Consider the following 22,735-nt stretch of genomic DNA (forward strand, 5'->3'; position numbering starts at 1 on the left):
GCCCCGGCTCGTGAGAGTCGGGGTTTTTTATTGCCTGAAGATCAAGACCCCCTCACCCTAGCCCTCTCCCAGGGGGAGAGGGGACTGATTGGGGGATGTTCGGGAGTTACGCCGACCTGAACGTATTGTTTTGAATCCATAATCGACACAGCTCTCTCAGGTCGATGTAGAGCGCTAGACAACTCGGTCAGTCCCCTCTCCCTCCGGGAGAGGGCTAGGGTGAGGGGGGCTTGATCTTCAGGCAATAAAAAGCCCCGCACTTCAATCGAAGGCGGGGCTTTTCAGTGGTCGCGGATCAGAACAGATCGATCGGCGCCTGCTCATCCGCTGGCAGCGGGCTGCCCGGTACGGCGCCATTACCCAGCTCATTCACCGACGGCGGCGTGTCTTCAGACTTGAACAGCTCGAAATACGCGCCCGGCGTACTCGGCGTCGCTGCACGGCCACTGACCGGATCCACGCGCAGACTCAGCAAACCTTCCGGCTCAGGCTGCACGTGCGGCGGCTTGTCCTTCAGCGCAGCCGACATGTAGTTCATCCAGATCGGCAGCGCCACAGTACCGCCGAACTCGCGACGACCGAGGCTTTCCGGCTGATCGAAGCCAGTCCAGACCGTGGTCACGTAGTCGGCGTTGTAACCGGAGAACCAGGCATCTTTCGATTCGTTGGTGGTACCGGTTTTGCCGGCGATATCGCTGCGGCCCATGGCCAGCGCGCGACGGCCGGTGCCGAGCTTGATCACGTCCTGCAACATGCTGTTGAGGATGTAAGTGGTGCGGCCATCGACAATTCGCTCAGCCACTGCCGGTGTTTGCGGCACGGCCGCGCTGCCCGGCGCCTCGCCTGCAACCGGCGTGGCGTTGACCGTAAACGAATCGGTGTGCGGTGCGGCGATACCGTCCGTCGCCGAACCGCCCTGAGGCACGGTTGGCGGGTTGGCGAGAAACAGCGTATCGCCATTACGGCTTTCGATCTTGTCGATGATGTACGGGGTGATCTTGTAACCGCCGTTGGCGAACGTACTCCAACCGGTCGCAATCTCCATCGGCGTCAGCGTTGCAGTACCCAGCGCCAGCGACAGGTTGGGCGGCAGATCCTGCTTGTTGAAGCCGAAACGGGTGATGTAGTCGATGGTCTTGCCTACGCCCATCGCCTGCAGCAAGCGGATCGACACCAGGTTACGCGACTTGTACAGCGCCTCACGCAGGCGGATCGGGCCGAGGAAAGTGTTGGTGTCGTTCTTCGGGCGCCAGACCTTGTCCAGATATTCGTCGACAAACACGATCGGCGCGTCGTTGACCAGCGTGGCGGCAGTGTAGCCGCTATCCAGCGCGGCACTGTAGACGAACGGCTTGAAGCTCGAGCCGGGCTGACGCTTGGCCTGCATCGCACGGTTGTAGTTGCTCTGTTCGAAGGCGAAACCGCCGACCAGCGAGCGAATCGCGCCGTTCTGCGGATCCAGCGACACCAGCGCACCTTGAGCCTGGGGGATCTGGCTGAACTTCAGTGAATTGTCTTTCTGACGCTGCACGCGAACCAGATCACCGACCGCCGCGACATCCGACGGCTGGCGCGGATTGGCGCCCATGCTGTTGGTGTTGAGGAACGGTCGTGCCCATTTCATGGTGTCCCAGGCGACGTGCTCTTCGCCGGTACGGGTCAGCACTTGCAGGCCGTTCTTGTCGACCTGGGTGACGATGGCCGGCTCCAGGCTGCTGATGGTGCGCTGCTTGGTAAGTTCACTTGCCCAGGCCTCACGGGTCTTGCCCGGCAGACGCGATTCGGGGCCACGGTAGCCGTGACGCTGGTCGTAGGTCATCAAACCTTCGTGCAGCGCGGTGTTGGCCATTTCCTGCAGGTTGCTCGGCACCGTGGTGGTAACGCGGAAACCTTCGGTGTAAGCGTCGCTGCCATAACGACCGACCATCTCGGCACGAGCCATTTCAGCGATATACGGTGCATTCACTTCCGGGGTCGGCACGTGATAGCTGGCGTTCAGCGGTTCGTTGATCGCAGCGGTGTAGTCCGCTTCGCTGATCTTGCCAAGCTTGTACATGCGCCCGAGGATCCAGTCGCGGCGTTCTTTGCTGCGCGCCGGGTTGGCTAGCGGGTTGAAACGCGACGGGGCTTTCGGCAGGCCGGCGATCATCGCCATCTGCGCCAGGCTGACATCACGGATCGACTTGCCGTAATACACCTGCGCCGCTGCTTCGATGCCATAGGCGCGGTTGCCCAGATAGATCTTGTTCACGTACAGCTCAAGGATTTCATCCTTGGTCAGCTGTCGCTCGATCTGCAGGGCCAGAAGAATTTCGGTGGTTTTGCGCGAGAAGCTGCGTTCGCTGGTCAGGAAGAAGTTCTTCGCTACCTGCATGGTGATGGTGCTGCCGCCGGACTGAATGTGTCCGCTTTTGACCAGTTGGGTCGCGGCGCGCATCAGGCTGCTCGGATCGACGCCATAGTGGTTGGCGAAATTGTCGTCTTCAGCACTTAGTAACGCATTAATGAAATTGGGGGGAATGTCGGCGAAACGGATCGGTGTGCGGCGCATTTCGCCAAATTCGGCGATCAACTTGTTGTCGCTGGAGTAGACCCGCAGCGGAATCTGCAACTGAATGCTTCGCAGAGCCTCCACAGACGGCAAACCCGGACTAAGGTAAAGAAACGCGCCGCTGAGACCTAAAAGCAGTCCGCAGAAAACGGCGACGATGGACCAACCGAAAAATTTCAGCAGACGAATCAAGGCTTTTGGACATCCAGTGCAAAGAATGAATTTGGCGACGGGGCTCCGGCTACACACAGAACCATCCGCGCTTGCAGTAAAAAGCGGAAAAAAACGCTGGGCATTATAAGCACTTTTCTGCTGGGGGCGTCATTTGCGCTTCTGTCAAGACGGGGTGAAGGAACGCAATGCGTATTACAGAGTCCGTAACTCACGGAAAGTCATAGGGAATTGGTAGTGCTGGGACTCTTCAATAAAAAGGCCAATACGTTACTGGGGATCGACATCAGTTCCACGTCAGTGAAGCTGCTGGAACTGAGCCGTCAGGGTGATCGCTACCGGGTCGAGGCGTATGCGGTAGAGCCATTGCCAGTCAACGCCGTGGTCGAAAAGAACATCGCCGAACTTGAAGGCGTGGGTCAGGCCCTGAGCCGTTTACTGGTCAAGGCGCGCACCGGGCTCAAGAGCGTGGCAGTCGCAGTGGCCGGTTCTGCCGTGATCACCAAGATCATCGAGATGGACGCCGGGCTGTCCGACGACGAGCTGGAAAACCAGCTGAAGATCGAGGCCGATCAGTACATTCCCTACCCGCTGGACGAAGTCGCCATCGATTTCGAGGTCCAGGGCGTGTCACCGCGCAACCCTGAGCGGGTCAATGTGTTGCTCGCTGCCTGTCGCAAGGAAAACGTCGAAGTTCGTGAAGCGGCGCTGGCCCTCGCCGGGCTGACCGCACGGGTAGTCGACGTCGAAGCCTATGCACTGGAGCGCTCGTTCGGCTTGCTGGCCACGCAACTGGCGGCTTCTCAGGAGCGTCTGACTGTCGCTGTGGTCGACATCGGCGCGACCATGACCACGCTCAGCGTCCTGCACAATGGCAAGATCATCTATACCCGCGAGCAATTGTTCGGCGGCCGGCAACTGACCGAGGAAATCCAGCGCCGCTATGGCCTGACCCTCGAACAAGCCGGGCTGGCGAAAAAACAGGGCGGTCTGCCCGATGATTACATCAGCGAGGTCTTGCAACCGTTTCGCGAGGCGCTGGTGCAGCAAGTGTCGCGCTCGCTGCAGTTCTTCTTCGCCTCCGGGCAATACAACGCGGTCGATCACATTCTGCTGGCCGGCGGCACGGCTTCAGTGCCCGGACTGGATCGGCTGATCGAGCAGCGCCTGAGCACGCCGACTCAAGTAGCCAACCCGTTTGCCAACATGGCCTTGAGCAGCAAGGTCAACGCCGGGGCTTTGGCCAGCGACGCGCCGGCGCTGATGATCGCCTGCGGGCTCGCGCTCAGGAGTTTCGACTGATGGCGCGGATCAACCTCCTACCCTGGCGCGAGGAGCGTCGCGAAGAACGGCGCAAACGCTTTCTGCTGGCCTTGATCGGCGTGGTGGTTGGCTCGGTCGGTGCGGTGCTGATTGCCGATCAGGTCATCAGCACCGCCATTGCACGACAAGTGGCGCGCAATGATTACATCGGCAAGCAGATTGCTGTGGTCGACGAACGGATCAAACAGATCAGCGATCTCAAGGCGCGTCGTCAGCAACTGGTCGAGCGCATGCGCATCATCCAGGACTTGCAGGGCAACCGGCAGATCAGTGGGCGAATCTTCGATCAACTGGCGCGCACGCTGCCGGACGGTGTGTATTTCACCGACGTGAAGATGGTTGGCAAAACCCTGTCGATCAGCGGTGCAGCCGAATCGAACAACCGGGTCTCCGAATTGATGCGCAATCTGGATGCTTCCGACTGGTTCGACGCGCCCAGTCTCAACGAGGTGAAGGCGACGACGGCGGGCCAGGTGGATCAGGCCAACACGTTTGAGTTGACCGTACGGCAGACCCAGCCCCGCACCGTGGAGGACGAGCAATGAAGCCGTCCGAATGGCTGGAAAGTCTGCGCGACATCGATTTCAACGACCTCGATACCAGCAACATCGGCTCCTGGCCGGCAGCAGTGAAAGCCATCGCCGGGGCGCTGTTGATGGTGTTGGTCCTGGCGCTCGGTTATAACTTTTTCATCAGTGACCTGGAAAACCAACTCGAAGCCAAGCGCGAGGAAGAAGCCACGCTCAAGGAGCAGTTCGCCAGCAAGGCACGTCTTTCGGCCAACCTTGAGTTGTACACCCAACAAATGAAGGCGATGGAAAACACCTTTGGCGTGCTGTTGCGCCAATTGCCCAGTGACACCGAAGTGCCGGGCCTGCTCGAAGACATCACCCGCACGGGGCTGGGCAGCGGCCTGGAGTTCGAAGAGATCAAACTGCTGCCGGAGGTCACCCAGCAGTTTTACATCGAGCTGCCGATCCAGATCACCGTCACCGGTGCCTATCACGACCTTGCGACCTTCGTCAGTGGCGTGGCCGGGCTGCCACGCATTGTCACCTTGCACGATTTCGAACTCGCTCCTGCCGATAAAGAGGGCGGGCCGAAGCTGCGCATGAGCATCCTTGCCAAGACCTACCGGTATAACGACAAGGGGCTGCAGAAATGAGCCCGACTCGTTACATCGCGTTGTCGATTACGCTGCTCGCGTTGAACGGTTGTGGTGGCAGCAATGACTTCAGCGATCTTGATGCCTACTTGAATGAAGTACGCCTGCGCCCGGCAGGCAAGATTGAACCAACCCCGACATTCCGGTCTTACCCAACATTCACTTACAGCGCGGCCAACCTGCGCAGTCCGTTCTCGCGCCAGGTGCGGGTTGATCTGGCCGGGCAGAAACATGGCTCACGCAACGTCAAGCCCGATCCCAATCGGGTCAAGCAATACCTCGAAGGTTTCAACATCGAGCAGTTCGAGATGGTCGGCACGATTGCCAATGCTTCCGGCTCCTTTGCGTTGCTGCGCGGCGCTGGCGGCGTGCATCGGTTGAAGGTCGGCGATTACCTGGGGCGCAATGACGGTCGCATCGTCGCCATCAGCGCTACCCAGGTCGATGTCGTCGAAATCGTGCCCGACGGCGAAGGCGCCTGGCTGGAGCGTCCGCGCACCATTCCTTTGAAAGAGCACTCATAGTGGAAGTCGAACAATGAACAGGATTTTCTCCACCCTCGGTTTTTCGCTATGGATAGCGCTGATGTCACCGATGGTACTCGCGGCCAATCTGAAGACGCTCGACGTGGCGGCGTTGCCGGGTGATCGCGTCGAGCTGAAGTTGTCGTTCGACGGCCCGCCGCCACAACCCAAGGGCTACACCACCGAATCGCCGGCGCGGATTGCCCTGGACCTGCCCGGTGTCGCCAGTCAGTTGGCCAGCAAGAACCTCGATCTGGGCAGTGGCAATGCGCGCACCGCCACTGTGGTTGAGGCCAAGGAGCGTACGCGGCTGATTGTCAGCCTGACGCAATTGGCGCCTTACACCACGCGGGTCGAAGGCAATAACCTGTTCGTGGTGGTCGGTCAGGGCGCACCAGCAGCTGCGTCGCGCCCTGCAGCCGTTGCGCCCCGCACTACGGCTAAAGCGGCCGCACCCGCCAAGGCATTTGTGCCGAAAAGCCGGGCGATTCGCGGTGTGGACTTCCAGCGTGGTACGGCGGGGGAAGGCAATGTGGTCATCGACCTGTCCGATCCGACCATCGCCCCGGATATCCAGGAACATGACGGCAAGATCATCCTCAGCTTCGCGCGCACGCAGTTGCCGGACAAGTTGCGGGTACGCCTCGACGTCAAGGATTTCGCCACCCCGGTGCAGTTCGTCAATGCCGGAGTAACCGCTGATCGGACAGTTATTACGGTTGAACCCAGTGGCACCTACGAGTACTCCACCTTCCAGACTGACAACAAACTGACCGTCAGCATCCGCCCGATGACCGTCGATGACCTGCAAAAACGCAACGCTGACCGTCAGGCGTACGTCGGCGAAAAGCTCTCGCTGAACTTCCAGGACATTGATGTGCGCTCGGTGCTGCAACTGATCGCCGACTTCACCAACCTCAATTTGGTTGCCAGCGACACGGTGCAGGGTGGCATCACCTTGCGTCTGCAAAATGTGCCGTGGGATCAGGCCCTGGATCTGGTGTTGAAAACCAAAGGCCTGGATAAGCGCAAGATCGGCAATGTGCTGCTGGTGGCGCCGGCCGATGAAATCGCTGCCCGCGAGCGTCAGGAACTGGAGTCGCAGAAGCAGATCGCCGAACTGGCGCCGTTGCGCCGCGAGCTGCTACAGGTGAACTACGCTAAAGCCGCGGACATCGCCAAGCTGTTCCAGTCGGTGACCAGTGCCGAGGCGAAAATCGATGAACGCGGTTCGATTACCGTTGATGAGCGCACCAACAACATCATTGCCTACCAGACTCAGGATCGCCTCGACGAACTGCGGCGGATCGTGGCGCAACTGGATATTCCGGTGCGTCAGGTGATGATCGAAGCACGGATTGTCGAGGCCAACGTCGATTACGACAAAAGTCTGGGCGTGCGCTGGGGCGGCTCGATCCAGAACAAGGGCAACTGGAACGCTTCCGGGGTCAACGGTTCATCGACCACCATTGGTACGCCGGGCAGTACCAGCACCAATTCGCCGTTCGTCGACATGGGCACTGTGGGTAATACATCGGGGATCGGCATTGCCTTCATTACCGACAACGTCCTGCTTGATCTTGAGCTGACTGCCATGGAGAAGACCGGCAACGGCGAAATCGTCTCGCAGCCGAAGGTTGTCACCTCCGACAAGGAAACCGCAAAAATCCTCAAAGGCACCGAGATTCCGTATCAGGAAGCCAGCTCCAGCGGCGCGACGTCGGTGTCGTTCAAGGAGGCCTCGCTGTCGCTGGAAGTCACCCCGCAGATCACCCCGGACAACCGCATCATCATGGAGGTCAAGGTCACCAAGGACGAACCGGATTACCTGAACAAAGTGCAGGATGTGCCGCCGATCAAGAAAAACGAGGTCAACGCCAAGGTACTAGTCAATGACGGCGAAACCATCGTGATTGGCGGTGTTTTCTCAAATACTCAAAGCAAGGTCGTAGATAAGGTGCCATTTCTTGGCGATGTGCCGTATCTTGGCCGCCTTTTCCGGCGTGATGTGGTATCGGAGAAAAAATCCGAGCTGCTGGTATTTCTCACACCACGTATCATGAATAACCAGGCGATTGCTGTGAGTCGTTGATTCTGTGCGAAATTTGATTCTTGTAGGACCGATGGGTGCTGGCAAAAGCACCATCGGCCGGTTACTGGCCAAAGAGCTGCGCCTGCCGTTCAAAGATTCCGACAAGGAAATTGAATTGCGCACGGGCGCCAATATCCCGTGGATCTTCGACAAGGAAGGCGAACCCGGCTTTCGTGACCGTGAGCAGGCGATGATCGCCGAGCTGTGCGCGTTCGATGGCGTGGTGTTGGCGACCGGCGGTGGCGCAGTCATGCGCGATGCCAATCGCAAGGCCCTGCATGAGGGTGGGCGAGTGGTGTATCTGCACGCCTCTGTGGAGCAGCAGGTCGGCCGCACGTCGCGCGATCGCAACCGGCCGTTGCTGCGTACTGCCAATCCGGAAAAAACCCTGCGTGACCTGCTGGCGATCCGCGATCCGCTTTATCGGGAAATTGCCGATCTGGTGGTGGAAACCGACGAGCGGCCGCCACGTATGGTGGTGCTCGACATTCTCGATCGTCTGGCGCAGCTTCCTCCCCGTTAAAGCAGCGCTCGAAATGCGCTATCCTCGGCGTCCTGTCACAGTCCGCCGAGGTTGTGGCGGATGGCGTGCAAGCGGCGTCATACCCGCTATAGGCCGCAGATAACCAATAATTCAGGGCAGGACGCCTGCTTCCATCTTCACTGTGGGGACACATGCAGACACTCAAGGTCGATCTAGGCGAGCGCAGCTACCCGATTCATATTGGCGAAGGTTTGTTGGATCAGCCCGAGCTGCTGGCTCCGCATATCCATGGGCGGCAGGTGGCAATCATCTCCAACGAGACCGTTGCGCCGCTCTATCTTGAACGTCTGACCCGCAGCCTGGCGCAGTTCTCGGTGATCTCCGTGGTGTTGCCGGACGGCGAAGCCTTCAAGAACTGGGAAACCCTGCAACTGATCTTCGACGGTCTGCTGACTGCCCGTCATGACCGCCGTACCACCGTGATCGCTCTTGGCGGCGGTGTGATCGGTGACATGGCCGGTTTTGCCGCTGCCTGTTACCAGCGCGGCGTCGACTTCATCCAAATTCCGACGACATTGCTGTCCCAGGTCGATTCTTCGGTGGGCGGCAAGACCGGTATCAACCATCCACTAGGCAAGAACATGGTTGGCGCGTTCTACCAGCCGAACGTGGTGCTGATCGATACGGCGTCCCTGAAAACCCTGCCAGAGCGCGAACTGTCTGCCGGTCTGGCCGAAGTCATCAAGTACGGGCTGATCTGCGACGAGCCGTTCCTGACCTGGCTCGAAGAAAACGTCGATGCCCTGCGCGCGCTGGACCAGAAAGCCCTGACTTACGCGATCGAGCGCTCTTGCGCGGCCAAGGCTGCGGTGGTTGGCGCCGATGAGAAAGAAACCGGCGTACGTGCCACGCTCAACCTCGGCCACACTTTCGGCCACGCCATCGAAACCCACATGGGCTATGGTGTCTGGTTGCACGGGGAAGCGGTCGCGGCTGGCACCGTGATGGCGCTGGAGATGTCCGCGCGTCTGGGCTGGATCAGTGACGAGGAGCGTGATCGCGGTATTCGTCTGTTCCAGCGCGCCGGCTTGCCAGTGGTGCCGCCGACTGAAATGACCGAAGCCGATTTTCTTCAACACATGGCAATCGACAAAAAAGTGATCGACGGTCGTCTGCGCCTGGTGCTGCTGCGCCGGATGGGCGAAGCGGTAGTGACCGACGATTATCCGAAAGAGGTTCTACAGGCCACGCTGGGAGCGGATTACCGCGCCCTGGCTCAGCTTAAAGGTTGAAAAGATTCCAATGACTAGTTTGCATGCCGACGAGGCGTTCCTCGGCCATTTCCAGTTAAGTCACGACCCGTTCGCGCCACGCGTGCCGGGCTTCAAGTTCTTCCCGGCTCAGCGCAAACCGGTGCTGGGTCAACTGCATCATCTGGCGCGTTACAGCCAGTTGCTGCTGGTGGTCACCGGCCCGCAAGGCAGCGGCAAGACGTTGCTGCGTCAGGCGCTGGTCGCCAGCACCAACAAGCAGTCGGTGCAGAGCGTGGTGGTTTCCGCCCGTGGCGCCGGTGATGCTGCCGGTGTGTTGCGCCAGGTGGCGCAGGCGCTGAACGTCGCTCAGGCCGAAGTTGGCGCGATTCTGGATCAAGTGGTGCAACTCGCACTGACCGGCCAGGAAGTCTATCTGTTGGTGGACGACGCTGAGCAGCTCGACGAGTCCGCTCTCGAAGCGCTGATGGCGCTGGGTGCCGGCGCACCGGAAGGTCGCCCGCATGTGTTCCTGTTCGGTGAATCGTCGCTGATCGCTCAGCTCGAGGCTTTGCACCTTGAGGAGGAGCGTTTCCACGTCATCGAGCTGCAGCCGTACACCGAAGAAGAGACCCGCGAATATCTCGACCAACGGCTCGAAGGTGCGGGCCGGGGTGTCGAACTTTTCAGCGCAGATCAGATCTCTGATATTCACGAAAGTGCCGAGGGTTGGCCGGGCAACATCAACCAGGTCGCTCGCGATGCTCTGATCGAAGTCATGATTGCCAGCCGCTCTGCGGTCAAGCGTCCAAGTATGGGGTTCAACATGCCGAAGAAACACGTATTGGCGATTTCCGCCGTCGTTGTGGTCGCGGTCGCCGCCGCCTGGTTGATGCCGGGTCGCAATAAGGCGCCAACCACCGGCGCTCCTGCCAATGAACAGGCACAGTTGCCATTGGGGCAGGGTGCCAATGGCGGCGCACCGAACGTCGAGTTCGCCGGCAATACGCAACCGATGCCGTTGCCGCTGGTCGGTAACTCCCAGCCGGTCATGCGCGGCCCGCTGGCTGAAGCCGCTGGCGGTATTACCGAAGGCGACGACGGTGTGCCTCTGGAAGGCTCCAGCGCCACACCGCCAACCGTGACCACTTCGGCGCCACCGGCAGGTGTTCCCGCAGGTCCTGCGCCGACACCGGTGCCAGTTCCGGCGGCCAAACCGACTCCTGCGCCAACACAAGTCGCCACCGCCAAGCCTGCTCCGGCAGCGCCAGCGACGAAACCGGCTCCAGCGCCGGCCAAGCCCGTCGCCGCGACGAAACCGGCCGAGAAGCCTGTGACCGTCGCCAAAGCCGCCGGTGGCAGCTGGTATGCCGGTCAGCCGACCGGTAATTACGTGGTGCAGATCCTCGGCACCAGCTCTGAAGCGGCAGCGCAAAACTTCGTCAAAGAGCAGGGCGGCGAGTACCGTTATTTCAAGAAAGTCCTCAACGGCAAACCGCTTTACGTGATCACCTACGGCAACTTCGCCAATCGTGATGCAGCCGTTTCTGCCATCAAGGCCTTGCCAGCGAAGGTTCAGGCTGGTAAACCTTGGCCTCGCACTGTCGCCAGCGTCCAACAGGAACTGGCAACAACTCGCTGAAGATTCGGCGGCCTTACCCAGGCCGCCTCTCCAAGCACCTCAAAATTTCTACGAGTGCGCGCTTCCTTCCAGGTCGCGTGCCTTGTGGTGTCTGCGTCACAGTAGTCTTTGAGTCGTTGCGGTCAAAATTAAAAAAGTTTTGACTAGCACAGCAGATCGCTTTAAACCTTTCACAAATGCGACATGAATTTGCGACATTTCGTCGTCAAATTTGTGAGCCTCTGTGTCGCTGTGTACAATGACCACCCTTTTGCCCCCGCGAAGCCGGCGTACGTTCGGCGCAGGATGCAAGTGGTTGAATTGAAAAGAAATTTGCCTCGAAAAGAGGCAGCCTGGTGAGAAAGTGTCTATGAAAGCAGGTCTGTACCAACCAGATGAATTCAAGGATAACTGCGGTTTCGGCCTGATAGCCCATATGCAGGGCGAGCCCAGTCATACCCTTTTGCAAACGGCCATTGAGGCCCTGACCTGCATGACCCACCGCGGTGGGATTAATGCCGACGGCAAGACCGGTGACGGTTGCGGTCTGCTGATTCAAAGACCTGATGCGTTCCTGCGCGCCATTGCCCAGGAAACCTTCAGCGTCGAGCTGCCCAAGCAATACGCGGTGGGCATGGTCTTCTTCAACCAGGATCCGGCCAAGGCCGAAGCCGCTCGCGAGAACATGAACCGCGAGATCCTCGCTGAAGGCCTGCAACTGATCGGCTGGCGCAAAGTGCCGATCGACACCAGTGTCCTCGGCCGCCTGGCCCTTGAGCGCCTGCCGCAGATCGAGCAGGTGTACATCGGCGGCGAAGGCCTGAGCGATCAGGACATGGCCGTGAAGCTGTTCAGTGCGCGTCGTCGTTCGTCGGTGGCCAACGCGGTCGACTCCGACCACTACATCTGCAGCTTTTCGCACAAGACCATCATCTATAAAGGCCTGATGATGCCGGCCGATCTGGCCGCATTTTATCCAGACCTGAGTGACGAGCGCCTGCAAACCGCGATCTGCGTGTTCCACCAGCGCTTCTCCACCAACACCCTGCCGAAATGGCCGCTGGCCCAGCCATTCCGCTTCCTCGCCCACAACGGCGAGATCAACACCATTACCGGTAACCGTAACTGGGCGCAGGCCCGTCGGACCAAGTTCACCAACGATCTGATGGATCTGGAAGAACTCGGCCCGCTGGTCAACCGTGTCGGTTCCGACTCCTCGAGCATGGACAACATGCTCGAGCTGATGGTCACCGGTGGCATCGACCTGTTCCGTGGCGTGCGGATGATCATTCCGCCTGCGTGGCAGAACGTCGAAACCATGGACCCGGATCTGCGTGCGTTCTACGAGTACAACTCGATGCACATGGAACCGTGGGACGGCCCGGCCGGCGTGGTCATGACCGATGGTCGTTACGCAGTGTGCCTGCTCGACCGTAACGGTCTGCGCCCGGCGCGCTGGGTCACTACCACCAACGGCTTCATCACCGTTGCGTCGGAAATCGGCGTCTGGAACTACCAGCCGGAAGACGTGATCGCCAAGGGCCGTGTCGGTCCGGGGCAGATCCTCGCCGTGGACACCGAAACCGGGCAGATCCTCGATACCGATGCGATCGACAACCGTCTGAAATCCCGTCATCCGTACAAGCAATGGCTGCGCAAGAATGCCCTGCGCATCCAGGCGACCATGGAAGACAACGACCACGGTTCGGCGTTTTACGACGTTGATCAACTCAAGCAATACATGAAGATGTATCAGGTCACGTTCGAAGAGCGCGATCAGGTCCTGCGTCCGCTCGGCGAGCAAGGCTACGAAGCCGTGGGTTCGATGGGCGACGATACACCGATGGCCGTGCTGTCCCAGCGCGTGCGCACGCCGTACGACTATTTCCGCCAGCAGTTCGCGCAGGTGACCAACCCGCCGATTGACCCGCTGCGTGAAGCGATCGTGATGTCGCTGGAAATCTGCCTCGGTGCCGAGCGCAACATCTTCCAGGAGTCGCCGGAACACGCCTCGCGCGTGATCCTCAGCTCGCCGGTGATTTCGCCGGCCAAGTGGCGCTCGCTGATGAACCTCGACCGCCCGGGTTTCGAACGGGCGATCATCGACCTCAACTACGACGAAAGCGTTGGCCTCGAAGCGGCGATCCGCAACGTTGCCGATCAGGCTGAAGAAGCCGTGCGCGGCGGGCGGACCCAGATCGTTCTGAGCGACCGCCATATTGCCCCGGGCAAACTGCCGATCCACGCTTCGCTGGCGACCGGCGCGGTACACCACCGCCTGACCGAAAAAGGCCTGCGCTGCGATTCCAACATCCTGGTTGAAACCGCAACCGCGCGCGATCCGCATCACTTTGCGGTGCTGATCGGCTTCGGCGCCTCGGCGGTCTATCCGTTCCTGGCTTATGAAGTGCTGGGCGACTTGATCCGTACCGGTGAAGTGCTGGGCGACCTCTATGAGGTGTTCAAGAACTACCGTAAGGGCATCACCAAAGGTCTGCTGAAGATCCTGTCGAAGATGGGCATCTCGACCATCGCCTCGTATCGTGGTGCGCAGTTGTTCGAAGCCATCGGCCTGTCCGAAGAAGTGTGCGAGCTGAGCTTCCGTGGCGTGCCGAGCCGCATCAAGGGTGCGCGTTTCGTCGACATCGAAGCCGAGCAGAAAGCGCTGGCCACCGAAGCCTGGAGTCCGCGCAAGCCGATCCAGCAGGGCGGTCTGCTGAAGTTCGTCCACGGTGGCGAATATCACGCGTACAACCCGGACGTGGTCAACACCCTGCAAGCCGCCGTGCAGCAGGGCGACTACGCCAAGTTCAAGGAATACACCTCGCTGGTGGACAACCGTCCGGTGTCGATGATCCGCGACCTGTTCAAGGTCAAGACCCTCGACAAGCCGCTGGACATCAGTGAAATCGAGCCGCTGGAATCGGTGCTCAAGCGCTTCGACTCCGCTGGTATCTCGCTGGGCGCCTTGTCGCCGGAAGCTCACGAAGCCCTGGCCGAAGCCATGAACCGTCTCGGTGCGCGTTCTAACTCCGGCGAAGGTGGTGAAGATCCGGCGCGTTACGGCACCATCAAGAGCTCGAAAATCAAGCAAGTCGCGACTGGCCGTTTCGGGGTAACCCCGGAATACCTGGTCAACGCTGAAGTGCTGCAGATCAAGGTCGCGCAAGGCGCCAAGCCGGGCGAGGGCGGGCAACTGCCGGGCGGTAAAGTGAACGGTTTGATCGCCAAGCTGCGTTACGCAGTGCCGGGCGTGACCCTGATTTCGCCGCCGCCGCACCACGACATCTATTCGATCGAAGACTTGTCGCAGCTGATTTTTGACCTGAAGCAGGTCAACCCGAAAGCACTGGTTTCGGTCAAATTGGTAGCCGAAGCAGGCGTCGGCACCATCGCCGCCGGTGTGGCCAAGGCCTATGCGGACTTGATCACCATCTCCGGCTACGACGGTGGCACCGGTGCTTCGCCGCTGACCTCGATCAAATACGCAGGCGCTCCGTGGGAACTCGGTCTCGCCGAAACCCACCAGACCCTGCGCGGCAACGACCTGCGCGGCAAAGTCCGGGTGCAGACCGACGGTGGCCTGAAAACCGGCCTCGACGTGATCAAGGCAGCGATCCTCGGCGCCGAAAGCTTCGGCTTCGGTACTGCGCCGATGATCGCGCTGGGCTGCAAATACCTGCGCATCTGCCACCTGAACAACTGCGCCACCGGCGTCGCGACTCAGAACGAGAAGCTGCGCAAGGATCACTACATCGGTACCGTCGACATGGTGGTGAATTTCTTCACCTACGTCGCCGAGGAAACCCGTGAGTGGCTGGCCAAGCTCGGCGTACGCTCCCTCGAAGAGTTGATCGGTCGCACCGATCTGCTGGAAATCCTCGAAGGCCAGACCGCCAAGCAAAACCATCTGGATCTGACGCCGCTGTTGGGCAGCGATCACATTCCGGCAGACAAGCCACAGTTCTGCGGCGTTGAGCGCAACCCGCCGTTCGACCAGGGCCTGCTGGCCGAGAAAATGGTCGAGATGGCGTCGTCGGCGATCAACGACATGAGCGGCGCCGAGTTCGATCTGGATATCTGCAACTGCGACCGTTCGATCGGCGCGCGGATCTCCGGCGAAATCGCCCGCAAGCACGGCAACCAGGGCATGGCGAAAGCGCCGATCACCTTCCGCTTCAAAGGCACTGCCGGTCAGAGCTTCGGTGTGTGGAACGCCGGCGGTCTGAACATGTACCTGGAAGGTGACGCCAACGACTACGTCGGCAAAGGCATGACCGGTGGCAAGCTGACCATCGTGCCGCCGAAGGGCAGCGTTTACAAAACTCAGGAAAGCGCCATCATCGGCAACACCTGCCTGTATGGCGCGACCGGCGGCAAGTTGTTCGCCGCCGGCACCGCAGGCGAGCGTTTCGCCGTGCGCAACTCCGGTGCCCACACGGTTGTGGAAGGCACTGGCGATCACTGCTGTGAGTACATGACCGGTGGTTTTGTCTGCGTTCTGGGCAAGACCGGTTACAACTTCGGCTCTGGCATGACCGGTGGTTTCGCCTACGTGCTCGACCAGGACAACACCTTCGTTGACCGGGTCAACCACGAACTGGTGGAAATCCAGCGGATCAGCGGCGAGGCGATGGAAGCCTATCGCAGCCACCTGCAAAACGTGCTGAACGAGTACGTCGCGGAAACCGACAGCGAGTGGGGTCGTGAACTCGCCGAGAACCTCGATGACTACTTGCGCCGTTTCTGGCTGGTCAAGCCGAAGGCTGCCAACCTGAAATCGTTGCTTTCCAGCACTCGTGCCAACCCGCAGTGATATGCGCCTGAAGAGTTTGATGAGGTTTTAACAATGGCTGAACGTCTGAATAACGACTTCCAGTTCATCGATGTCGGGCGCAAAGATCCGAAGAAGAAACTGTTGCGTCAACGCAAAAAAGAGTTCGTCGAAATCTACGAACCGTTCAAACCCCAGCAGTCGGCCGATCAGGCCCACCGCTGCTTGGGTTGCGGCAACCCGTATTGCGAATGGAAGTGCCCGGTGCACAACTTCATTCCCAACTGGCTGAAGCTGGTGGCCGAAGGCAACATCCTTCAGGCCGCCGAACTGTCGCACCAGACCAACACCCTGCCGGAAGTCTGCGGCCGGGTGTGTCCGCAGGATCGTCTGTGCGAGGGTGCCTGCACCCTTAACGACGGCTTCGGCGCGGTGACCATCGGTTCGGTCGAGAAATACATCACCGACACCGCATTCGCCATGGGCTGGCGTCCGGACATGTCCAAGGTCAAGCCGACCGGTAAACGTGTCGCCATCATCGGTGCGGGCCCGGCGGGTCTGGGTTGTGCCGACGTGCTGGTACGCGGCGGCGTGACCCCTGTGGTGTTCGACAAGAACCCGGAAATCGGCGGTCTGCTGACCTTCGGCATCCCCGAGTTCAAGCTGGAAAAGACCGTGCTGAGCAATCGTCGCGAAGTCTTCACCGGCATGGGCATCGAGTTCCGTCTGAATACCGAAGTCGGCAAAGACGTGACCATGGAACAACTGCTCGCCGAATACGATGCGGTGTTCATGGGCATGGGCACCTACACCTACATGAAGGGCGGCTTTGCCGGTGAGGATCTGCCGGGCGTTTATGACGCGCTGGACTTCCTGATCGCCAACGTCAATCGCAACCTGGGCTTTGAAAAGTCGCCGGAAGATTTCGTCGACATGAAAGGCAAGAAGGTTGTGGTACTCGGCGGCGGCGACACGGCGATGGACTGCAACCGCACGTCGATCCGTCAGGGCGCCAAGTCGGTGACCTGCGCTTATCGTCGTGACGAAGCGAACATGCCCGGCTCGCGCAAAGAGGTGAAGAACGCCAAGGAAGAAGGCGTGAAATTCCTCTACAACCGCCAGCCGATCGCCATCGTCGGCGAAGACAAGGTTGAAGGCGTGAAAGTGGTCGAGACCCGTCTCGGCGAACCGGACGCCCGTGGCCGTCGCAGCCCAGAGCCGATCCCGGGTTCCGAAGAGATCATCCCGGCTGATGCCGTGGTTATCGCGTTCGGTTTCCGCCCGAGCCCGGCGCCGTGGTTCGAACAGTTCGAGATCCAGACCGACAGCCAGGGCCGCGTTGTTGCGCCTGAGCAAGGTCAGTACAAGCACCAGACCAGCAATCCGAAAATCTTCGCCGGTGGCGACATGGTGCGCGGTTCCGACCTGGTGGTGACGGCAATCTTCGAAGGGCGCAATGCTGCCGAAGGGATCCTCGATTACCTGGGCGTCTAAACCCGTCTAGCTGACTGCAATGCAATACCTGTGGGAGCTGGCTTGCCAGCGATAGCATCACCTCGGTCAATCTGACAAAACGAGGTGTCTGCATCGCTGGCAAGCCAGCTCCCACAGTGCGTTGTGTTGCTGCAAAATCAGCATTCCAACGCAATAAATTGACCCGATAGACAAAAGGCTGACCTGCATCCGTGCCTTTTGCGTCGCGCTCTGAGAAAATGCCCGCACTTTTTTTCCGGATGCCGACATGACTGCCCTGAAGAACGACCGTTTCCTCCGCGCCCTGCTCAAGCAACCCGTTGACGTCACCCCGGTGTGGATGATGCGCCAGGCCGGCCGCTACCTGCCGGAATACCGCGCCAGCCGCGCCCAGGCCGGTGATTTCATGAGCCTGTGCATGAATCCGGAATTCGCCTGCGAAGTCACGATGCAACCGCTCGACCGCTATCCACAACTGGACGCGGCGATTCTGTTTTCCGACATCCTCACCATCCCCGATGCCATGGGCCAGGGCCTGTACTTCGAGACCGGTGAAGGTCCGCGCTTCAAGAAAGTCGTCAGCACCCTCGCTGACATCGAAGCCTTGCCAATCCCTGATCCGCACAAAGACCTCGGCTATGTGATGGACGCAGTCAGCACCATCCGTCGCGAGCTGAACGGCCGTGTGCCGTTGATCGGTTTCTCCGGCAGCCCGTGGACCCTGGCGACCTACATGGTTGAAGGCGGTTCGTCGAAAGACTTCCGCAAGACCAAGGCGATGCTCTACGACAACCCGCAAGCCATGCACCTGCTGCTGGATAAACTGGCGCAGTCGGTGACCTCATACCTCAACGGTCAGATCATGGCCGGCGCGCAAGCGGTGCAGATCTTCGACACCTGGGGCGGTAACCTGTCGGCGGCGGCGTATCAGGAGTTCTCGCTGGCCTACATGAAGAAGATCGTCAGCGGCCTGATTCGCGAACACGACGGTCGTAAAGTGCCGGTGATCCTCTTCACCAAGAACGGCGGCCTGTGGCTGGAAAGCATCGCCGAGGCTGGTGCCGACGCACTGGGCCTGGACTGGACCTGCGACATCGGCAACGCCCGCGCCCGTGTCGGCGACAAGGTTGCGCTGCAAGGCAACATGGACCCGACCGTGCTTTACGCAAAACCGGAAGCAATCCGCACTGAAGTCGGGCGCATTCTGGCCAGCTATGGCAAGGGCAGTGGCCATGTGTTCAACCTCGGTCACGGCATCACGCCTGAGGTTGATCCGGAACATGCCGGTGCGTTCCTGCGCGCGGTGCATGAGCTGTCGGCGCAGTATCACGAGTGATCGCCACACCATAAAAAACGCCCGGCTAAATGCCGGGCGTTTTTGTTTCCACGATTCAACGTCGTACGCAGATCAATTGTAGGAGTGAGCCTGCTCGCGATAGCGGTGAGCCAGTCGCCCAATATGTTGGCTGACACACCGCTATCGCGAGCAGGCTCACTCCTACATGGGTTGCGCTTCAGGCTTTGACACCGCTGAGTGGCGGCAACTTCGCCAGTTTCAACGCCACCAACAGCGCGATCAGCAACAGCGCACCAATAAACAAACCAATCCCGTTCCAGCCTCCGAGATGCCAGAACACCCCGCCCGCCGTGCCGGCAATGCTCGACCCGGCGTAATAACTGAACAGGTACAACGACGACGCCTGGCCCTTGGCCTTGGTCGCGCGTCGACCGATCCAGCTACTTGCCACCGAGTGCGCACCAAAGAAACCAAAGGTGAAAATCAACATGCCGACAATCACCAGTAACAGTGGCGTAAACATCGTCAAGGCAAGGCCGGCGAACATCAGCGCAATGGTCGCCCACAACACTTTGCGTCGCCCCAGTTTGTCTGCCAGCGAGCCAATTTTCGCCGAGCTGTAGATCCCCGACAGATACACCACCGACAGCAAGCCCACGAACACCTGATCAAGGTTGTACGGTGCGGCCAGCAAGCGATAACCGATGTAGTTGAACAGCGTGACAAACGCGCCCATCAACACGAACGCTTCAAGAAACAGCAGCGGCAGACCGGCATCGCGAAAGTGCATGGTGAAGCCGTCGAGCAGACTGCGCGGGTGCAGCGAGCGTGAACGGAAGTTGCGCGACTCGGGAAGGATCTTCCAGAACACCGCTGCGGCAATCATCGCCAGACCGCCAATCACCAGCATCGCCGTGTGCCAGCTGACAAAATCGATCAGCACGCCGGTGATCAAGCGCCCGCTCATCCCGCCAATGGCGTTGCCACCGATGTACAAACCCATCGCCAGACCGATGTGTTGCGGATGGATCTCTTCACTCAGATAGGTCATTGCCACCGCTGCCAGCCCACTCAACGACAGCCCGATCAGCGCGCGCATGATCAGCACGCCTTCCCAACTCGGCATCATCGCACTGGCCATGGTGCACAGCGCTGCTGCGAACAGAGCGGTCACCATCACCGGTTTGCGCCCAACCCGATCGGAAATCGGCCCGGTGATCAGCAGGCCGATGGCGAGCATGCCGGTCGCCACCGAGAGGATCAGGCTGCTCTGCGCGGCGTTGATTCCGTACTCGTGGGACAACAGCGGCATCATCGGCTGCACGCAATACAGCAGGGCAAACGTCGCAAAACCGCCGCTGAACAGCGCCAGCACCGTGCGCATGAACATCGGCGTGCCTTTTTCGATGTAGATCTCTTGCAGCTCGGCGACGACATCGTCCGCAGCGGCGGGCGGGACTTCATGGGCAAGGGGCGCGACAGCAGTTTTCACTTCAGACCTCGGAGGGCACGGCCAGGCAGGCAATGAAAAAATCATATAGCTGGCTAATGTTTCTATCCAATATATTGTTCGACCTGTTTGATAGCTTTAACGACCTAATGAGGTTTCCATGGAATTGCGTCATCTGCGCTACTTCATCGCCGTTGCCGAAGAGCTGCATTTTGGCCGCGCCGCACAAGTGCTGGGGATTTCTCAGCCACCACTGAGCCAGCAGATTCAGGCGCTGGAGCAAGAGGTTGGCGCGCGTCTGTTCGAGCGCACCAATCGTCGGGTCGAGTTGAGTGAGGCCGGGCGGTTGTTTCTGGAGGAGGCGCGGCTGGTGCTGGCGCAGGTCGATAAAGCAGCAGACGTCGCCCGGCGTGCGCAGCTCGGTGAACTGGGCGAGTTGAAGATTGGTTTCACCTCTTCGGCGCCGTTCAATTCGACCATTCCCCAGGCGATCTTTGCCTTTCGTCAGCGTTTTCCGGCGGTGCACCTCAACCTTCGCGAGATGAGCAGCACGCAAGTCGCCGAGGGGTTGGTGGATGAATCAATCGAGGTCGGCATCATGCGCCCGCTGGGCCTGCCGGATTCGCTGAGTGTGGTGGAGTTGATGCGTGAGCCGCTGGTCGCCGTGCTCGGTTCCAAGCATCCGTTGGCGCAAGGCAGTGAAGAAGGGCTGTTCCTCTCGGCGCTGGCGCTGGAGCCGTTCGTGTTCTTTCCGCGCAGTTACGGCAGCGGGCTGTATGCGCAATTGCTGAGTCTGGCGCGCGATGCCGGGTTCAGCCCGCACTTCGCCCAAGAGGCGGGGGAGGCGATGACCATCATCGGTCTGGTCGCAGCAGGGCTTGGAGTTTCGGTGCTGCCGGCGTCTTATCAGCGGATGCGCATCGACGGCGTGGTCTACCGACCGTTGCTCGATCCTGCAGCGGTGTCGGCGGTGTGGCTGGTGCAGCGCAAGGATCAGAAGTCACCGATGGCCAAGGCGTTTGTCGACCTGCTTACGCGCAAGGTCGAACCTTCAAAGGCGTGATTGCTGCGCAATCAAATCGCGAGCAGGCTCGCTCCCACAGGGGAACGCATTCCAAGGTGGGAGCGAGCCTGCTCGCGAAGGCGTCCGCTCAAGCACCACCCAATTCAGGGCAACCGCACCAAATCCCCCTTCAACGCCACCCGCGTGACGAAAATCCCCGCCCGGCACTCGTAGGTATTCAAGTCCTTGCGCACATGCTGGTCGTAGTAACTGACGATATTCACCACCGCATTCGCTCCCACCCGCTTGGCATCAGCCTGCAACTTGATCAGATTCGACTGCAACACCCACTCGCAGGAGTTGTGGTCACTCTTGTTGAAGCCATTGGTCTTCAAATCACTGACCACCCCCCGGCGCAGTAACTGCTGAGTGCCCTGCGGCCCATTGCCGAGCAGATAGAACTTCACACTGCCATCCAGCCGTCCGGCGCGAATCGCGTCCGACAGCACGGTTTCGAAGGGCATGTACATCAGGTTGGTGGCGTGGCTGGCGCTGGGCAGTAGCGCGAAAAGCGCAGCGGCGATCAGGGCTTTCACTTGCATGGTCATCTCCTTGACTGTGAAAGAGAACCGCGAGTGCAGGGCTGATAGGCTCGCCGTTCCATCAGGCGCGGTGCGACGGCCTGTCCGGACGAGTGTAGAGCTGAAATGAGCAGGGCGCCGAATGGCGCCCTTTGTCGTTTCTGCAATCCCATCAATCCACGTGCGCCAAGTCCCCGCGCAGCGCCACGCTCGACACCACCAGCCCGGCACGGCACTGGAATTTCTCAGTGTCCTTGTACAGATCACGCTGGTCGACGCTGGCGATGTTGATCACCGCGTTGGCGTCGGCTTTTTTTGCGGCGTTCTGCAGAGTCGCCAAGGCCGATTGCAGGGCCCAGAAGCAGGCGTCTTCGTTGGATTTGTTCGAGCCGTTGGTTTTGCGGCTGCTGCTCACGGTGTCGAGTTTACGCACCTGTTTTGGCAGCGTTTCACCGGCCAGGTAGAACTTCACGCTGCCGTCGAGCAGGCCGGCGTCGGTGGCGCGTTTGACGCCTTCGCGGAAGCTCAGGTAGGTCGGCTCGTCGGCGCCTTGTTTGACGATGCCCAGGTCGTTGACGAACTCGATGTCCGGGTTGATCGACAGCTCTTTGAGCACGTTGTCGCGCAGGCGGTTGACCCAGCGGTTGTAGTTGCCGTGGATCTTGCCGTCCTTGGCATCGAGGCCGTAGCTGCTGCGGTAGTCGATTTCGAACGAAGTCGGGGTGAACGGAATATCGACTTCGGCGTGATGGCGACCGCGTACGGTGATCGCCGCTTTGATCATGCCCGGACGTACCGATTGCACGACCCACTGGCGATCGTTCAGCGCAGTGACGATGGCGCGGCTCATCTGTTGCTGGGTGAAACCGAGGTTGGGCGAGAACTCTTCCTTGGCGTTGTAAACCGGTTTGCTGGTGCAACCGCCGAGCACAAAAGCCAGTGCCAACAGAGCGGCGATGCGGTGAAACTGAGTCAT

The 22,735-nt window shown here is 60.0% G+C and carries 16 protein-coding genes; 12 read left to right on the top strand and 4 right to left on the bottom strand.

The annotated features are described in order from the left end of the window. Nucleotides 1-295: 295 nt before the first annotated feature. Nucleotides 296-2,740 carry a penicillin-binding protein 1A gene (locus LOY43_RS01995; RefSeq protein ID WP_407082808.1) on the bottom strand — a complete coding sequence of 815 codons (2,445 nt, stop codon included), beginning with the start codon at nucleotides 2,738-2,740 and terminating at the stop codon, nucleotides 296-298. A 219-nt stretch (nucleotides 2,741-2,959) separates the two neighbouring features. On the opposite strand from LOY43_RS01995, the gene LOY43_RS02000 reads away from it, so the two are divergent. From LOY43_RS02000 to hemE, 11 genes are all read left to right on the top strand, one after another. Continuing rightward, complete coding sequence (locus LOY43_RS02000; protein WP_093430076.1) at nucleotides 2,960-4,024, top strand: pilus assembly protein PilM; 1,065 nt, start codon at nucleotides 2,960-2,962, stop codon at nucleotides 4,022-4,024. Continuing rightward, nucleotides 4,024-4,590, top strand: coding sequence for a PilN domain-containing protein (locus tag LOY43_RS02005; RefSeq protein WP_095047205.1), 567 nt, complete (start codon nucleotides 4,024-4,026; stop codon nucleotides 4,588-4,590). Before LOY43_RS02000 ends, LOY43_RS02005 begins: the two co-directional genes overlap by 1 nt. After that, nucleotides 4,587-5,210: a type 4a pilus biogenesis protein PilO gene (pilO, locus tag LOY43_RS02010; RefSeq protein WP_095047206.1), complete on the top strand. Its 624-nt coding sequence runs from the start codon at nucleotides 4,587-4,589 to the stop codon at nucleotides 5,208-5,210. Before LOY43_RS02005 ends, pilO begins: the two co-directional genes overlap by 4 nt. Next, nucleotides 5,207-5,734, top strand: a complete 528-nt coding sequence (locus LOY43_RS02015) for a pilus assembly protein PilP (RefSeq protein ID WP_258709124.1) — start codon at nucleotides 5,207-5,209, stop codon at nucleotides 5,732-5,734. Before pilO ends, LOY43_RS02015 begins: the two co-directional genes overlap by 4 nt. Nucleotides 5,735-5,747: 13 nt before the next feature. After that, on the top strand, nucleotides 5,748-7,826 hold the full coding sequence (gene pilQ / locus LOY43_RS02020) for a type IV pilus secretin PilQ family protein (protein ID WP_095047208.1): 2,079 nt from the start codon (nucleotides 5,748-5,750) through the stop codon (nucleotides 7,824-7,826). A 4-nt stretch (nucleotides 7,827-7,830) separates the two neighbouring features. Continuing rightward, the gene (aroK, locus tag LOY43_RS02025; protein WP_011332081.1) at nucleotides 7,831-8,349 is read left to right on the top strand and encodes a shikimate kinase AroK; all 519 of its coding nucleotides are present in this window, start codon (nucleotides 7,831-7,833) and stop codon (nucleotides 8,347-8,349) included. Between the two features lie 152 nt (nucleotides 8,350-8,501). Continuing rightward, nucleotides 8,502-9,602: a 3-dehydroquinate synthase gene (gene aroB / locus LOY43_RS02030; protein WP_093430081.1), complete on the top strand. Its 1,101-nt coding sequence runs from the start codon at nucleotides 8,502-8,504 to the stop codon at nucleotides 9,600-9,602. A 10-nt stretch (nucleotides 9,603-9,612) separates the two neighbouring features. Beyond that, nucleotides 9,613-11,202 (top strand): AAA family ATPase, encoded by a 1,590-nt coding sequence (locus LOY43_RS02035; RefSeq protein WP_095047209.1) that lies wholly within the window; start codon nucleotides 9,613-9,615, stop codon nucleotides 11,200-11,202. 349 nt (nucleotides 11,203-11,551) lie between these two features. Next, nucleotides 11,552-15,997: a glutamate synthase large subunit gene (gene gltB / locus LOY43_RS02040; RefSeq protein ID WP_258709125.1), complete on the top strand. Its 4,446-nt coding sequence runs from the start codon at nucleotides 11,552-11,554 to the stop codon at nucleotides 15,995-15,997. A gap of 33 nt (nucleotides 15,998-16,030) precedes the next feature. Continuing rightward, nucleotides 16,031-17,449: an FAD-dependent oxidoreductase gene (locus LOY43_RS02045; RefSeq protein ID WP_007909438.1), complete on the top strand. Its 1,419-nt coding sequence runs from the start codon at nucleotides 16,031-16,033 to the stop codon at nucleotides 17,447-17,449. A 247-nt stretch (nucleotides 17,450-17,696) separates the two neighbouring features. Further along, nucleotides 17,697-18,764, top strand: coding sequence for a uroporphyrinogen decarboxylase (gene hemE / locus LOY43_RS02050; RefSeq protein WP_008077242.1), 1,068 nt, complete (start codon nucleotides 17,697-17,699; stop codon nucleotides 18,762-18,764). Nucleotides 18,765-18,942: 178 nt separating this feature from the next. Here the strand turns inward: hemE and LOY43_RS02055 are convergent, their stop codons facing one another. After that, nucleotides 18,943-20,217, bottom strand: a complete 1,275-nt coding sequence (locus LOY43_RS02055; RefSeq protein WP_095047211.1) for an MFS transporter — start codon at nucleotides 20,215-20,217, stop codon at nucleotides 18,943-18,945. Nucleotides 20,218-20,335: 118 nt separating this feature from the next. Here LOY43_RS02055 and LOY43_RS02060 point away from each other — a divergent pair, with 118 nt between their 5' ends. Continuing rightward, nucleotides 20,336-21,238 (top strand): LysR family transcriptional regulator, encoded by a 903-nt coding sequence (locus tag LOY43_RS02060; protein WP_258709126.1) that lies wholly within the window; start codon nucleotides 20,336-20,338, stop codon nucleotides 21,236-21,238. Between the two features lie 104 nt (nucleotides 21,239-21,342). Here LOY43_RS02060 and LOY43_RS02065 read toward each other — a convergent pair whose 3' ends face one another. Both LOY43_RS02065 and LOY43_RS02070 read right to left on the bottom strand, forming a co-directional pair. After that, nucleotides 21,343-21,780, bottom strand: coding sequence for an excinuclease (locus LOY43_RS02065; protein ID WP_095120715.1), 438 nt, complete (start codon nucleotides 21,778-21,780; stop codon nucleotides 21,343-21,345). A 151-nt stretch (nucleotides 21,781-21,931) separates the two neighbouring features. Further along, on the bottom strand, nucleotides 21,932-22,735 hold the full coding sequence (locus LOY43_RS02070) for a hypothetical protein (protein WP_095047216.1): 804 nt from the start codon (nucleotides 22,733-22,735) through the stop codon (nucleotides 21,932-21,934).

Source organism: Pseudomonas sp. B21-041 (assembly GCF_024748675.1).
GTDB lineage: Bacteria > Pseudomonadota > Gammaproteobacteria > Pseudomonadales > Pseudomonadaceae > Aquipseudomonas > Aquipseudomonas neuropathica.